14 protein-coding genes are annotated in these 15589 nt (G+C 42.0%); 9 read left to right on the forward strand and 5 right to left on the reverse strand.

Features of this window, described 5'->3' with window-relative positions:
- Positions 1-49 precede the first annotated feature (49 nt).
- The gene (locus AC1DYB_RS25305) at positions 50-3097 is read left to right on the forward strand and encodes a lantibiotic dehydratase (RefSeq protein WP_477439049.1); all 3048 of its coding nucleotides are present in this window, start codon (positions 50-52) and stop codon (positions 3095-3097) included.
- On the opposite strand, the gene AC1DYB_RS25310 is transcribed toward AC1DYB_RS25305, so the two are convergent.
- Positions 3098-3835 carry a LytR/AlgR family response regulator transcription factor gene (locus AC1DYB_RS25310; protein ID WP_477439051.1) on the reverse strand — a complete coding sequence of 246 codons (738 nt, stop codon included), beginning with the start codon at positions 3833-3835 and terminating at the stop codon, positions 3098-3100.
- The gene (locus AC1DYB_RS25315; protein ID WP_477439053.1) at positions 3832-4707 is read right to left on the reverse strand and encodes a sensor histidine kinase; all 876 of its coding nucleotides are present in this window, start codon (positions 4705-4707) and stop codon (positions 3832-3834) included. The genes AC1DYB_RS25310 and AC1DYB_RS25315 overlap by 4 nt, the downstream gene beginning before the upstream one ends.
- Before the next feature lie 479 nt (positions 4708-5186).
- Between AC1DYB_RS25315 and AC1DYB_RS25320 the strand changes: the two genes are divergently transcribed.
- The 6 genes from AC1DYB_RS25320 (at position 5187) to AC1DYB_RS25345 (ending at position 10477) form a co-directional block, all read left to right on the forward strand.
- Positions 5187-6362, forward strand: coding sequence for a hypothetical protein (locus AC1DYB_RS25320; protein ID WP_477439055.1), 1176 nt, complete (start codon positions 5187-5189; stop codon positions 6360-6362).
- A gap of 290 nt (positions 6363-6652) precedes the next feature.
- Positions 6653-6904 (forward strand): helix-turn-helix domain-containing protein, encoded by a 252-nt coding sequence (locus tag AC1DYB_RS25325; RefSeq protein WP_477439057.1) that lies wholly within the window; start codon positions 6653-6655, stop codon positions 6902-6904.
- Between the two features lie 1476 nt (positions 6905-8380).
- Positions 8381-9028, forward strand: a complete 648-nt coding sequence (locus AC1DYB_RS25330) for a hypothetical protein (protein WP_477439059.1) — start codon at positions 8381-8383, stop codon at positions 9026-9028.
- A 74-nt stretch (positions 9029-9102) separates the two neighbouring features.
- Positions 9103-9231 carry a hypothetical protein gene (locus AC1DYB_RS25335; RefSeq protein ID WP_477439061.1) on the forward strand — a complete coding sequence of 43 codons (129 nt, stop codon included), beginning with the start codon at positions 9103-9105 and terminating at the stop codon, positions 9229-9231.
- Between the two features lie 36 nt (positions 9232-9267).
- Positions 9268-9453, forward strand: a complete 186-nt coding sequence (locus tag AC1DYB_RS25340; protein ID WP_477439063.1) for a hypothetical protein — start codon at positions 9268-9270, stop codon at positions 9451-9453.
- Complete coding sequence (locus AC1DYB_RS25345; protein WP_477439065.1) at positions 9410-10477, forward strand: DUF932 domain-containing protein; 1068 nt, start codon at positions 9410-9412, stop codon at positions 10475-10477. The genes AC1DYB_RS25340 and AC1DYB_RS25345 overlap by 44 nt, the downstream gene beginning before the upstream one ends.
- A gap of 751 nt (positions 10478-11228) precedes the next feature.
- Here AC1DYB_RS25345 and AC1DYB_RS25350 read toward each other — a convergent pair.
- The 3 genes from AC1DYB_RS25350 to AC1DYB_RS25360 are packed head-to-tail and all read right to left on the reverse strand — an operon-like array spanning position 11229 to position 13857.
- Positions 11229-12050, reverse strand: a complete 822-nt coding sequence (locus AC1DYB_RS25350; RefSeq protein ID WP_477439067.1) for a sensor histidine kinase — start codon at positions 12048-12050, stop codon at positions 11229-11231.
- Entirely contained in the window at positions 12047-12496 is a 450-nt protein-coding gene (locus tag AC1DYB_RS25355; protein WP_477439069.1) for a class I SAM-dependent methyltransferase, read from the reverse strand. The genes AC1DYB_RS25350 and AC1DYB_RS25355 overlap by 4 nt, the downstream gene beginning before the upstream one ends.
- Before the next feature lie 59 nt (positions 12497-12555).
- Positions 12556-13857 (reverse strand): hypothetical protein, encoded by a 1302-nt coding sequence (locus tag AC1DYB_RS25360; protein WP_477439071.1) that lies wholly within the window; start codon positions 13855-13857, stop codon positions 12556-12558.
- Positions 13858-14272: 415 nt separating this feature from the next.
- Between AC1DYB_RS25360 and AC1DYB_RS25365 the strand changes: the two genes are divergently transcribed.
- Together AC1DYB_RS25365 and AC1DYB_RS25370 are read left to right on the forward strand one after the other, a co-directional pair.
- On the forward strand, positions 14273-14446 hold the full coding sequence (locus tag AC1DYB_RS25365; protein WP_477439073.1) for a hypothetical protein: 174 nt from the start codon (positions 14273-14275) through the stop codon (positions 14444-14446).
- A 116-nt stretch (positions 14447-14562) separates the two neighbouring features.
- Positions 14563-14763, forward strand: a complete 201-nt coding sequence (locus tag AC1DYB_RS25370; protein WP_477439075.1) for a hypothetical protein — start codon at positions 14563-14565, stop codon at positions 14761-14763.
- Positions 14764-15589 lie beyond the last annotated feature (826 nt).

Consider the following 15589-nt stretch of genomic DNA (forward strand, 5'->3'; position numbering starts at 1 on the left):
TTTGTTTTGGTTAGGACAAAGTAAGGTGGGGGAGAAATGGTAAAACAGTATGAAATGGGTAGTATACCCTTTGATTTGCATTGATATGGTTGATAATGAGCGATATGATTTTTTAGATCAGGTGTTTTTGAGAACACCTTTTTATAGTTTTGAAGATTATGCACTGGCGAAAATGCCGGAAGTGCTCGTTAGGGAAGATTTTCGTAATGCCCTCTGGCTGGCCAGCCCGGTATTTTACAGGGTGTTGGAGAAGAAGGATTTTGACTTTGGGGCGTTGCAGGAAAAGGAAAAGCTGACGCTGTATAAATATTATAACCGGATGTCTTTCCGGCCGACACCGTTCGGAGCTTTTGCCGCTTTCAGCCTGACCGGCTGGTCTGCCGAAGGCCAGGTCCGGCTGGATGCCGGGGCGAACTCGATTTTGCATTTGCTGCCCGCCATGGAGTGGAAGGCAGGACCGGAGGCCCCGACCCAAGCAGATGATATGGATTTGCTGTTAAGCGCCAACCCGACGCTTTACCGGCTGGGGGATGCCTGGCGCTATACCCGGTCCGTGGCGGAAGCTTCAGGAAGGCTGGTCTTTTCGCTCCAGGGCCTTGCCGCAGAAAAATTAAACAATTACCTGGTCCACAAAACCCGCAAAGAGCCCGTGAGCAGCGCGGTATTGATCGAGGGTTTGCTGAACCGCTCCGATTGTTCTCCGGCTGAAGCCGCGGATTATGTCGCTTTCCTGGTACAGGAGGAAGTCTTATTTACCCCGCATACCCCGGGCCTGATCGAAGAAAAAGGCTGTGGTGCCGCCGGTGACCTGGTCAGCCCCTGGGAATGGCGGGGGCCATTATCCCTCCGCTTATCGGAAAGCGGGCGGCTGTTTCAACTGGCGGAAAGGCGGCGCATGGCGGAGCCCGGGGTAGCCGCAGCCGGTTCGGCACCCTTGTTTTATGCCGCGCTGGAACGGCCCTGGTTGAAAGGGGGCATGAACCGGCAGGTACAGGAACAGCTGCAAGCCGTGATTGCGATGCTGCAAAAAATCGTTCCGCAATACCCGAACCGGGTTTTGCAGGAGTTTAAGCAGGCCTTTAAAGCCAAATTTGAGTCGCAGCGGGTCCCGCTGTTAAAAGCGCTGGATCCTGATGCCGGCATCAGTTATGGTCAGCTGCACCGGGAATCCGGCGGGCAGAGCATGTTGGAAGGCCTTAGGTTCCCGGTAAAAGGGGAGGGCAGGAGTGAACTGGAATGGAGCGCGGTTCACCGGCTGTTCCTGCGCATCTGGCTGGGAAACGGTCAGCGTCATACTTTTGATCCCGTGATGATTGCGGATGAAGACCTGCTGGACCTGCAACCGACGGATCCGGCCCTGCAGCTCCCGCCGAGCCTGGCCGTCCTGTACAGCCAGGCCGGCGGAAAGCTGGTGCTGGAAAGTATCGGCGGGGCTTCTGCCACCGCCCTGACCGGGCGTTTTTCCGTGTTCAGCCCGGCGGTAGAGGCCCTTTGCCGGGAGCTGGCGGAAGCAGAATCCGCTGCCAACCCGGAGGTAGTCTTTGCCGAGATCCACCAGCGTTCCCACCGGCATGTGGACAATATCAACCGGCGGCGACCGGTTTACGGACATGTCATCCCGCTTAATGTATTTCCCGGGGCTGCTGGAAGCCTCCAGATCCCGCCGGAAGACCTGCTGCTCTCCGTACGGGGCGACACCCTGGTGCTGGAATCCCTGGGCCTGGGCAAACGGGTAGTACCCCGTTTGCCTACTGCTTATAATTATCATCATAATGAGCTTTCCCTGTTTCGCCTGTTGTGTGACCTGCAGTTCGAGGGGCTGCGGGCAGACCTTTCCTTTAACCCGGAAAGATTATTCCCCGGGATGGAATATTACCCGCGGATAGTTTACCGCGATTGCATCATCAGCCTGGCCCGCTGGCACCTGAGGACCGCGGAACTGGAGGGGCTGACCGCAAAGCCCAGTTCACTGGGTAGGCTCCATATCTTTCGGCAGGAGCGCGGGATTCCCCGGCATGTGTCCCTGGGGCTGAGCGATCAGCAACTGGTCTTTGACCTGGGCGATGACGGGGAAGCTTTGTTCTTTTTAGCCTGTCTGAAGGAAGCGAAAACCGCGGTGCTCCGCGAGTATCTTTTTCCCGGTGATGGGGTGACCTCGGAGAGAAAACGGCTGGCCGGCCAGGGCATGGCCTTACTGAAACGGAACACAGCAGTTTACCGGGGAATTTCGCCTGCGGCTACGCCGGTCAGCCCGCTGCCGGAAAGGACTTTCCTGCCCGGCGGGGAATGGCTGTATGTTAAAATTTATTGTACGCCGGGGAGCGCGGACCGGATCCTGCTGGAAGTGGTGCTTCCGGTGTTGGAACGTTACAGAACCAGGATCAGGGGATGGTTCTTTATCCGTTACCAGGACCCCGAAACCCATCTCCGCATCCGCTTCCGGACCGACGGGGCAGGCTCCGGATTCCTGCTGGAAGCCTTAGGTAAAAAGCTGGCAGGTGGTTCACACCGGGAGCTGGTGCGGGAATACCGGCAGGATACCTACAGCCGGGAGCTGGAGCGGTATTCCCCCGAATTGATCGAAAGCGTGGAAGATTTTTTCTGCGCGGGCAGTGAATATATCCTGGCCCTGAAGTCAGCGGAAATAAATCAGGAAGCCGGGGTAGGGGAGATGGATCCTTTTAGCATGGTCTGGGAGATGTGCCGGTTATTTATCGCAGACCTGGCGGTACTGGCCCTTTTCCTGGACCGGTCCGGCAGCCGGTTTTTAAACGAGTTTAAGGCGGATGACCAGCTCCTGTCAGACCTGGATCAGCGGTACCGCCGTTATTCGGGATCCCTGCGGACCGCGCTGGAGGAGAAAAGAGATCCGGGCAGCGGGTCAGCGTATTGGGAGCTGATGATGGATAAGCTGTCCGGCTTGGCAACAGCAACCACGCACTGGCCGGTTCCGCAGCGGGAAAACCTGCTGGCCGACCTTGTTCATATGCAGCTGAACAGGCTTTTTGCTTCCCGGCAGCGGGAACACGAGGGAATGATTTATCATCACCTGCATAAGTACGCGGTTTCGCTGGCTGCGCGTTCTCGTAGAAATTAATCAGGCATTGCGGTCCCGGTGACTGATGATCAGCGTGGAATTTAACCGCTGCATCAGTTCATCTCTGTAAGTCCGCCCGAGATCGATTACCACCTGATTAGATAACCGGATTTGCCCCGGTTCGACTCCCTTAACACAATTCAGGTTGACGATATAGGACCGGTGGGTCCTGCAGAACTGGGCAGCCGGCAGTTGCTCCAGGAGTTCACTCATGGTCAGGTAGGCTTTGATCTTTTCATGGGAAAGGTGTATATGAAGGTAATTCTGGTCGCTGGAAATATAGATAATGTCATTAGCCATGATCCGGACAAGCTTGCCCTTGATATCCGTTTTTACAAAAAATGAAAAAGGTTCTTTGACATGTTGATCGTCTTTTGATGAAAGTTCGGTTCGGATCTTTTGAACACACTTCAGGAAACGCTCATAAGAAATAGGTTTGAGCAGGTAGTCAGCTGCACCCAATTCAAATGCTTCTGGACCGAACTCCCGGTAGGAGGTGGTAAAGATAACTTTAGTACTTCCGCTGATGAGTTTTCCCAGTTCTATGCCGGAAAGGCCGGGCATATCCACGTCAAGGAAAGTGAGCCAGGGGGCTTGCATTGTTGTAATTGCTTCCAATGCCTGTAGCGGATCTGTGGAGGATCCGGTAAGTGTCAGACCGGGTGTCTTGCCGATATAATCGGTTAACACCTCTACGGCATGATATTCATCATCGATAATGTAAGTGGTGATCGTCATAATTGTATGGTCAGGTCCAATTGAAAGGTACTGTCGGTTTCTCTCGTATCCAGGTTATAATGGTTTTTGTAGGTATGTTCAAGCCGTAGCCGGGTATTCTCTATCCCGATCCCTTTTTCTGAAACGCCTGGCGCACGGTTTTTTTTGGTATTGGCAGTGGAAAACCGGAGGAGACCGCTTTCAGTGACACTCAGTCGGACAATGGCCTTATGGCTATTCATATCTCCATGCTTGAACAGGTTTTCTGCCAGCGTAAGTAGGATCAGCGGGATGATATGAAAAGGGCCGAGGTCGCCCTGGAGCACTAAATCAATTTCGAGCGGATAATGATACCGGTAACGGTTAATAGTGATCAGGTTTTCCAGCTGTTCGATCTCGTCTGATAAGGCTACTTTACCTTCATGGTCAGTCTTTTTTAGCGTGAACCTCATGATCTCTGCCAATAACAAGACTGCTTTCCCTCCATCCTCCGACAGTTTATAAACGGAGTTGTAGATAAAGTTTAGGGTATTAAAAAGCAGATGCGGATTGAGCTGGTGTTGTAAATAGGCATTGCGTGTATTGGCCAGATTTGTCTCCAGCTGTGCGTTGTCCCGGGCCAGGCCGAGCTGACTGATCTCCGCTTCAGCTGTTTTTTTGCGAAATTCAGCCATGTGGCTGATGGTCCAGTATATGGTAGCCATACCTGCATAATAGATATTTCTCAGGGAATCAATAACTACGAATTTTTTATATAAGGGAAAATTATGAGTAAAGTTATAGTGTCCTTTGTCCAGCCAATATTCTCCTGCTCCCTTAATGAGCATAAAAACCAACATTTCCACCAGGGTTAAGAGCAAGCAAAGGAAATATTTTGGCTTGTCCTTTCCCATGGTCTCATTTAGCAATATGACATGACAATAAAATACACCGATGTTAACCAAATAATAATAACAAAAATTGGCGACAGAGCCAAGATTTCTGTTTATATAATAGACAGTTGACTGTTCATAGATGATAAATAAGACCCAGAAAATGGTATGCCCGGCGACTTTTCGGCTACTTATAAGCGCAATTTTATCAGTCATATAGAAGAGTTTAAATTTCACATAGACAATGCTGTCATTTATGTAACATAATTTTAGGTGATTATTTAATATAGTAATATAGTAAAAAATAATAATATGAAAACGACAAAAAGAAATTTACCCAAAAGAGAAATTCAGTCATTGTACAATTACAGTAAAACTGAGGCCAGAAGTCCTGAAACCTCCACAGCCGGAGATACAACAACGACCTGTACTACGGTCATAACGACTACCCATTTCAATAAAAATTAACTTGAATTTCAACTGATCTAAATAAAAAAGTTTTGCTCAGGAACGAATTAACAACGGTAATGGAACTTGTTGGTCAGCTTCATAAAGCTGGCTATCCGGAAATTATTGTAACGGAACCTGGTGTAAGACCTTTTATGGACAGGTATGAAGAATTTTGCAGCAAAGCCCGGGATGCCTGGGCTTTTGCTGTTTTTTCAGATGCCGGAGATGAAACGCTGGAGCGTTATTTTACGTTTCATATGCGTGAAATCGGCTACCTGCTGGAGCAAATTGATGGTTCGACCCTGGATATTAAGGACACTGTCCAGCAACTGGTAGCCCTGGCGGATCACTTGTATACCTATTTTGGCCGGTATATTGACCAGCGAATGTTAATGCCCGCGGCTTACCAGGATTTTAAGCTGGCACAGTTAAAACCGATTTTCGAGTTGTTGTCGGATCGTTGGGCGGATGAGAAGATTGATCCAGAGCTTCAGGAATTGTTGATATCCACCTTCTCCTACCTGTTCGAAGGAGAACCTTTAAATTGCATTCCTTTTGGTTTTCTGTCTTATATAGCATCTTTTTTAAAAGAGCTGCCGGTTTTATTTGATGGTCAGGGAAGTAGGGGAATCAACGAAATGTTAACCAATAAGCTGATCGCTTTGAATTTTAATCACCTCGGTTTTTTTAAATACCTCCGGGATAAGATAGGATCATCGGTAACTGTCCTGCCGCTCTCCGCACAGATAGTGGAATTGCGGCTGCAGTCAGCGCGGTTACAGCCCAGGATCACCGAACAAATCCCTGCTTATGATCCCAACTGGCCCTGTATCGGGATCATGCTCAAAGGCTGGCTGATGGAGGAGGTTGAGCGCCTTGAAAAACAGCTTATCGAGGAAAGAGCGTTAAACTTAAGCGCGGGTATCCTGGATAAGATCGGGCTTGATCTTTCGGTGGCGCAACTGGCCTGCCTAATCAAGGCATTGTTTGACGGCGGTGTTGCTGCCTCCGATACCTTAAAAGCGGTTTTTAAATTTTGTACTGTACACTTTTCGACCAAACGCCAGCTGACGATTTCCCAGGGAAGTTTAAGTAAGGAATATTACAGCATCAGCCAAAAGACTGCGGCTGGAGTGCTGGAACTGCTTCAAAAAATGACTGAACGGATCAGGAGGGATTACTTCCCGGTAGTGGCTGCAGTAAGTGTAATAATTTTTTATCACTGAGAAAAGTGATCAGTTCCCCCAACCAGTTATAATTAAATTCTTTCTTACTCAGAAGGGCATCCGGCGCTATCTGCACGATATCCCCCAATGTATTAAAACCCATCTCGAATGCCCGCGTTTTAAACTCATCGCTGAGTTCAAGTTCGCCAAGTTGCCGGGCTATTAAAGCTGTTTTAAAAGAATCGTACATTGTTGGTTGATTCGACTATGTTTACTTCAGCTAAAATAAAGAAAATCGATCATATATGAGCGGATAAATCACGTTTTTATATTTCAATTTCGGGGTTGGGATGATCAACCGAAATGAAGAATTTAATAAAGTGCTTGGTGATAGATTGAGAGATATACGTACTTCTCAACTATTGTCACAACACGAATTATGGGTTCTTTCCGGAATCAATACTTCTCAGATCGGGAAAATTGAAAGAGGTGTTGCAAATCCAACCATAAGTACTGTGCTGGAATTAGCAAAAGCTTTAAATGTGTCTGTTGATGCACTGATCCCGCCGGATTCCTATTTGAAGTCTGCAGAGACGGCTTAGTATCATTTGTCTTAAATTATCAAATATCCACGTGCCTTTATTCCGGCGAAGAATTCTATATTCCTCCAAAATACAAGTTTTTGATTTAAAACATAATTAATTGACGTTGAAAAATTGACTTCCTCTTATAAGCTAAACCACACTTTAAGACAGCTTAGAATGTTGCAAATTTCTTATTCAAATGCTTTAACCGACAATTGCATAAAAATGGTAAATCATCTTTATTTCTTGATAGAGGTTTCAAGTACCTCGATATCGTGATGACGAAAATATCAGCGCTGAAAAGCCGAATAAGAAAGGATCTTAAAAGTCTATAATTCGCTAAGAATGGTAATCTAAAAAAATGAAAGGTTGGTTCGGTAAACAAAATAGCGTGATTTCCGGATTGAATAATAAAAGCCCCGATAATTCAGGGCTTTTTATTTTCTTAAACCGGTCGTATCGGCTAAAATCAGCCAATTTAACGGATAATTAATGATTTTAGTTTAATAACACCAGAACATTGATTCTATGTCATCCTTAATTTCAAAAGGTAAAGCTTCGTTCTTGATGTGAACGCTACATATTGGACTCTCAGAAATTGTTATACAGTCCATAATTTTTAGATTATTTTGGGTGAAATAATCTGAGTGTTTTTTTTCAATCGCTGTTAAATACCTTACAGCAAAATTGAGTTGTTTTGCTCTTGACATTTTCGTTGATTTTCTTTAAAAAAATTAGGAACATGTTGATTAATAGTCTAATGAAACTGGTTATTTCTTCTTTCGAAACAATTTAATGACAATTTTCGAAAATTGTTTTAACACTTTCAAATATTTTTTTCTAATCCGGCTAAATCCTATTATTGGTTTAAGAAGTTGTTCAAAGGGATAATATATCAAAGCAAAAAATATCTGCTTATTAACATAGACTGGCTAGTATTAATATTTTATCGAATTGCATCAGCTGCCCCTCCGGACGGGCTTTTTGCTGTATCTTTTCCATGAAAAGGATGTCGCTTCGATCCCTGCCAGGTGACTGATTCTATTCGATATCAACAGCTTCGCTGCTGCATTTTCGCTGCACTGCAAAAGCAACCGCTTTTCCTTCAAACTGCCTCCAATCCCAATTAAGCGCATCTTTCAGGACTTCACTTGTTTACCCGCTTCATTTAATTACGCCGGGAAAAGCTGCGCTCGCCTTCTTTCTGCACTTAATTTCCTGCTAAAATTGCAGATGCTTCTAAGATGCTATTTTCCAAAGAAAACGGACAAAAGCGGCGTCAAGATCGGTCAGCCCGGTCGTACGAACGCATAATGTCCTTCGCTGCGCTGCGGCCACCCTCCGGGACTTATAGTTCTCCCGCCCGGGCTTTTCGACCGTCTTTTTGACTTTCTTTTTTACCGTTTTTTCTTTTGAAAAATAGCTTTTCAGGGAATTCTTCGGGAAAGAGGGAAACGAAAAACAAATTTTTAACCCTTTTAAATCATTTAAAAAATGAAAACAGCAGAAAAAAATGCAAACGGTGTACAAGGTGCAGCAGCAAAAAACAACCAAACAGTTAACCGTATTGAAAACCGCCCAAGCCTGACAGGAAAGGAAGCTAAACAAGATGAAATCGCTAAAGATCAAACACCTGTTCAAACTTCGCAAACCGGCAAAGCCAATCCTGCCGAGATTAAGACCGGTAGCTCCACTACAGTGGATAACCAACCCGCTAACGTTGCGCCCTTTACCGCAGGACAAGGGATAGGCGAACCGAAAGCCGAACCTGACAAAGTCGGCGAAGTGAAAGCGGAAGCGGTTAAAACGGACGAAGTAAACGCCGAGCCTAAAAAATTCGCTTTGAACTTAGAGCAAACTTTGAAATCGGTGGAGAGCCTGCACCGCTTAAGCATTCAGCGTATTACCCTCTTATCCCGCATCAAGTTACTGGAAGATTTTGAGGTGAAATTGATTGAGGAAAATGACGAACTGGAATATAACCCTTATCAGGGCTGCAAGCTGATTATTAAAGATGATAAAGGCCGGGAGTTTGTCACCAACACGCCAAACCTTATCCGGATGGTTTCACAATTCATTTTCGACGCTTGCCACGAAAAACTGGCCGAGATCGAATCGAATATCATTTTTCCCAATGCTTAAACAAATTGTGCTCCCATCCCGAAAGTAACGGGATGGTGAGCATTTTTTATGGTTTTACAAAAAACAGCATTTCTATGTACGAGCAATTTATAGAACTGACCAACCAAATATTTTGGGAGGGCTACGCCGAAACACTGGCAAGAGAAAACCCGGCAAGGTTTCAAATAGAATTAAGCGATTTTATGAATACCTACGAATTTTAAAGCAATGGAGGACACAATTTTTTTACTGGTCAAAGTGTGAAAATTAAAACCAGTTACCAAAGCGTACACGATGCTATTTCCGAATTGCAATCCAAAGCAGATTACAGCATAGGCAGCACCGAAAATATACAGGTTATCGAAACCGAAATAATGGATTTAAAACTAAAAAATAAACATCATGGCACATCAAATAAATTTCAATCAGAAAACAGGCAAAAATAGCTTTATGAGCGTAAAAGAAAAAGCCTGGCACGGCTTGGGGCAGATTATAGACCGCTACCCAACAAGCAGCGAAGCGATACAGCACGCGGGTTTAGATTACATAGTAGAAAAACGGCCTTTGTTTACTTATGATACCGCTAACCATTTAGGTGAGAGCAGCTACGATGTAATAATTCCTGAAATTGAAGTACCTAATTTTTTTGCAACCGTTCGGGCAGATACCGAACAGGTTTTAGGCGTAGTTGGCAACGATTACGAAGTAGTACAAAATCGTGATGCGTTTTCATTCTTTGATGAAATCGTAGGCGGTGGCGATGGTATTTTATACGAAACGGCGGGGGCACTGGGCAACGGTGAACGGGTTTTTATTACCGCCAAATTACCCGATTATATAAGGGTGGGTACTAAAGATTGGATAGAACAATATTTGTTTTTAACTACTACGCATGACGGTTTAGGGAGTATAACAGCAGCTTTTACGCCGATTAGGATAGTTTGTAACAACACACTTAACGCAGCTATGAATAACCATTCAGGGGCGATTAAAATACGCCATACCGCCTCCGCTACCGAAAGGCTTAAACAGGCGCATACCTTAATGGGTATCAGTAAATCTTTAGCAGGTGAATTTGAAGGCTTATTTAACCAGTGGGCAAAAGTGCGCATTACTGACGCACAGGTTAAAAAACTGATACAGATTGCAATGGCACTTAACAAAGAGGTTTTAGGGAATTTAGCTGAGGGCAAATTAGATTTGCTCTCTACCCAATATATTAATATGGTAGATAACGTGTATGAGTACGCATTAGGTAGCCAGACCCAGCAGATGGAAACCACAGCCGGAACGGTGTTCGGTGCTTATAATAGCGTAACAGGGTATTTTCAAAACATACGCAGTTTCAAAAATGATGAAGCCAAGTTTAAATCTATCATGGACGGGACAGCCAGGCAAAGGGCGCAAACCGCTTTTAATCTTTGCTGTGATTTTGCGGTGCGGGGTAGCGAAGCCTTGATTTATAACTAATATACTGTTAAGGGGGGGCAATCCCCCTTATGGTCAAAAATGCCCGGCGGCGGGCTATCGCCCGCCCGGGGAACGCCCCCTGTTATCTTATCTTTGGTGATCTTTCGTGATAACAGGGGGCGTGTCAATTACTTGAATAGTGTAGTTTATGCCGTTAAGATATCTGCGGCTTTACCCCACCGGTGATAGGGTTAAAAGTTCTCCGGATCAATCGGTATGCATTATTTATATCCAGCTGGAAGCTGAGTACAAGCACGATCCATTGCAGATGTTGCTAACAACATAGTGAAATTATGTACTAACAGCGACCTGATTTTAAGCGCAGCATTGCTAGCCGGAAAGGAGAGATATATCTCGACTATTTAATTTACTATCAAGTTATCCCTTGTAAGGGCAAATGTTTTCGCTATTTACTTCATAATTTCTTGTTGTTTTTATTTGACGCTTAAATATGTTTTCAATCAATGTCAACTTTTTCCAGGTATAATTCTTCGGGCGTTTGCGACGTAATTTTCTATAGACCAACACATTTTCATGAATGTTACGTTAACCACCAGTTCATGTTCCTGACAACCGGAGACCATAGAATGAAAGGAGGCGCTGTCATTATCAGCATATTAGGATGTTTGAACGGATTTGGTTAGTTAATAAGAACTGAATACCTCATAATGGATCTGAAAATGAAATTTCGCTGAAATTTTTCAATCTCAGTAATTCGAGCCTTAAAACACGAGTTGTTTAGAAGGCTTGCTTATGTATCCTGCCTGTTCACCCACTCTTTGGCCGATTCAACATCCGTAAAATACTGCGTTGTGATAATTCCGGCCATGATATCGATGCTTTTCCGTGCTGACAGCTGGCTAAAAGTGCTGGATGAAAAAACATGGGCAAAATATTTCAGCCCTGCTTTTTCCATCATTGGAAACCAAACGTTACCTACCCATTCCGCTGCTTCAGACCAGTTGCCCAGCACATGCGTATTATCATTGACGACCCGGTCACATTTGTTTTTCTCCAGCATTTCCCACATGATCATACAACCCTGTTTAACAGATTCCAGATCGTGAAAACCAGTCCAATCTACATCCAACCGGTTATGTCTCGAGTTAAAGTTGATGGAAATGTGCCGGTCGCGGTAATAAGTGGCTGTCCTGGTTACTTCCTGCTTTTCAGGCCCGCCAAGGGGCAGCCGGAAATAAAATGTTGAACCTGCGCCGGGCTCGCTTTCGATCCAGAAACTTCCTCCGTGGCGCCGTAAAATTTCAGCAGAAATAAATAGCCCGAGGCCTAAACCTTCAAAACGAATGGCCGTGTTATCGACCCGGTAATATCGGTCGAACAATTTATCGAGATTCTCTTTGACTATTCCAATCCCGAAATCCTGCACAGAGACAATAATATTGTCATGATCTACATAGCTGCCAATGATCACCTGCGTGGCCTCCGGCGAATATTTAATTGCGTTTGAAAGAAAGTTATTCAATACTTGTTCGAGCCGGTTCCGGTCGCCGTTATAAGTGATATCCGGATTGCTCGTGAGGATCAGCTGATGTTTTGGCGCAGTATATTTCATGCTTCTGCATCCAATCCTGTTTTGATTTTGCCGAATGGTGGGTTTGATATAGCTTGGTCGAAATGCCCAAATTCTTTGTAGTTAAACATTGAATCATTTATCCATTTAGCTTCTGGTAACAGCTTTTTGCCTATTTCATAATATATAGGATTCAATTCTACACAGGCAATATCAGTACAGTCCCGATAGTGGTACGCTGCAAAAGCTAACATCCCTATTCCTGCACATAAATCTATGGTTTTAGCCTCGCTGTAAATGTTAAGGCTAAAGTCGTTGGCTAAGTCGTGGGGTGTAAAAAATGCCCCGGTTTCTGAATTTACGGATGTAGCGGATTCGTTAAATTTTTCAAAGACTGTTATCTTTTCTTCGTAGGTTAATACTTCTTTCTTTAATAGTTCTACAGCTATATTATGCGCTTTAATTTCTTGTTTTGTAAGCTTTGCCATTTATCTCTTTCAGATAAATAGTCTGCTCTTTTACAGAATGCCCTAAAAAAGAAAATAAATTATTTAGAAATTATATAGTTAGCCAAATAAGCTAAACAAATAATGCCTATAGTATATTCTAAAATGATTAGCGATATGGAAAACCAGTTTTTTATTTTAATCTCTTTTAAATCTAATTTAAATCCCCAAAATATAAAAGCAGTATACAATAAGACGATTGGAGTTTTAACAATCGTGGTTTTTAACGTGTTTGTATTATGCGAATTTCTATTTAGATTATTGTAGTATATCTTTATGTTATCGGGTATGTAAACTTCTATCAACTTATCAAACAATGATAGGTTAATGATAAAAAAGATAAAAAACAATACGCAGGAGTTGGTAAATATTAATCCCTTATTATAGCCGTAGTCCCACCAGTATTTAGATACAATGTTTATAACATATTTACCCTTTTGTAAATATTGAATCTCTTGATATTTTTTATCTAAAACTTCAGCCTTTTTGTTTAAACCAAGTACTTTAAGTTTATTAATTACAGTTTGGTATAGGGTTATTTGGTCTTCATAATCACTTTCTGCATCTATAACTATTGTACATTTTGTGAAAGGTATTTTGAATTTTGAAAAGTCTATATTTCCTAAAATTAATAATTTATCAGAGTTTTCAGGAATTACTAATTTGGTTAAATCAATGAACCCCGTCATATTAGTTAAATCGAGGTTTTTGAAAATTGAAGTATCTGGTAAGGTTGATGATAAAAATTCAATGGTGTCGATTTTAGAATTTTTAAGTATGAATGTATTTTTTAAGTTAGAGTAGGTTACTAACATATTGTGTATTTTAGAGCTATCAATTGTAAAATTGTTGGCAGATTTCATTAAGCTGAAGTGTTCAAAAGTTCCATTTTGGATTTTGAAATTCGGTATAATTGTGTCTTCCGGAAATTTGGGGTCGTTATACCTGTTGTAAACAAAAAACTTATCGATAGACACATCTTGAATATTTATGCTTTTACAGTTCAATAAATTCATTGTTAAATATTTAATTGATTGTCCGGTAACATTCAGATTTATGCTGTTGTAAACCTTTAAATTGATATCAGTGTCATTGATTTTATACGTAGATGTATCTCGTAATATTAAGGTATCTAATATTTTAAACTCTTCGGCTGTGAAGTTTAATGTTTGTGTAAAGTGTCGATTAGCAATGTAGATTATTGCAGCATTATAATGAATGCCTGTTAGTTTTCCAAATGCAATAGCTTTAGGGCCGATGTCTTTTCGAATGATAGTATCTTGTCCAAATCCTATGAAATGGAACCCGAAAAGTAATATTAGGATGATATTTAAGGTTTTCATAACGAGGAAGTTCAGGTACAGTAAATCTAACTGTTTTATTTGAAAGGTACTCAGTTAAAATTTCTTCAAACTAATCAACCTCCCTCTTTTTTCTCGCACATATATCTTATTACCTACTCAATAATAGAAATAGAAAAGAATATGCCATTTGAAAGGGGAGAGCGAAAACCGGGGGACGTGTACCGGGAGTTAAGAATAAAACCACGAAGGAAATCAGACAAAAAATACAGTTGGTTTTGGCTAATAAGGTTGAAGAATTGGCTGATGATTTGGCTATGATGCCAGAGCATAAGCAATTGCAAATCCTTTCAGCAATAGCCCGCCATTGGCAAAATGACTAAATTTTTTAGCATAGTTTTGTGGCGATGTTTAATCTAAAATTTGAAGCAGTAATAGGTGATGAGCGGATAAATGTTTGTTCGTCGCCCCGGTAGGGATGGATAATGAGTATTTTATGGTATTCGTCAATATTTATTGCTACGGTTCATTAGTTAAAACCAATAACCAATGGATACGATTGCACGTGAATAAGCACGAACTAACTGTTGATGGTGTTCAAGCCCTTGGTGAACGGATTGATGAAAAATAAAAAGGATAACTACCTATCAGTTAAACGATTTTGTGATTTATAAGTAATATAAATTTAACCGTAAATTAATAACAATTAAACATAGGGCTTGTTTTTGGTACATAACTCACCTGAATATGAGCCTGAAAATAAGATTATTACAAAAACAACTTCATGAAAATAAACTTTTAAAAGGAAAACGCCTCCAATTTATTCCGTTAGATTCTTCTTTAAATTCGGAATGGTTATTCATCATTGATGGAGACATAAGAAATATTGAACACTATTTAACTCCTGAACAAATTCAATTATTGAACGAAAGCAAAAAAGAAGTTTAAATAAAAAAAGCCCTTTTTTGGGGCTTACTTAAAATACATAACTCTCACATTATTATTTTATGGTACTCTTGATATAACTTAAACGTTAAGATTTTACGATTATTCTACCCCTTACTTTTAAAAACAGATTGGCTTGAAGTAAACCAACCTGTCGGAAATACGCATTTAATCAATAGTTGCTTTTGTACGGCAATTGCAACAGGTTTGTTTCGTAAATCTGGATAAAAAGAAAAGGGGTTCACACTCGCTGTTTACCCCTTCTAACTATTGATTAAATGCCACTATTCTCATAAAGGCACATAAATGATGGCAAATATTATGCCAATGTAATTAATAGTTAAATATTTAAATTTATTGAAACGATATTGGAAACATCGGTTTTAGTTTTTTTGATTGGGAAATTAGAAACATTTGACTTTTTTTAACTCCTGGGTAAATTCAATTATTGAATAAAACCAAAAAAGAATTTTAAATTAAAAAGCCCTTTTTAGGGGCTTTAAAAAGAAATAAATACTTGCAAACAATATATTTGTTTCTCAGTTTATTCATTAGTTATCTTCAATAGGGTTGTTTATAACTAAAAATGCAAAGGCTTGCGTTCTAAACGGACGTAAGTCTTTTTTATTATTACAGATTGAATAGTTTAACATCTGAAAAGCATTTTAATCTAAGGCTGATGATAAGATAGGGTTAACAGTAATTAATAATTACCTTAGATACTTACCCCTAAACGTTCTTGTAATGACAGATATAAATAATCCCACTCAGAAAAATATTCATTGTCCCAAATGTTCTACCGTATCATATCATAGAGTTTCAAGAGGTA

This window comes from Mucilaginibacter sp. P2_A4 (assembly GCF_056405015.1).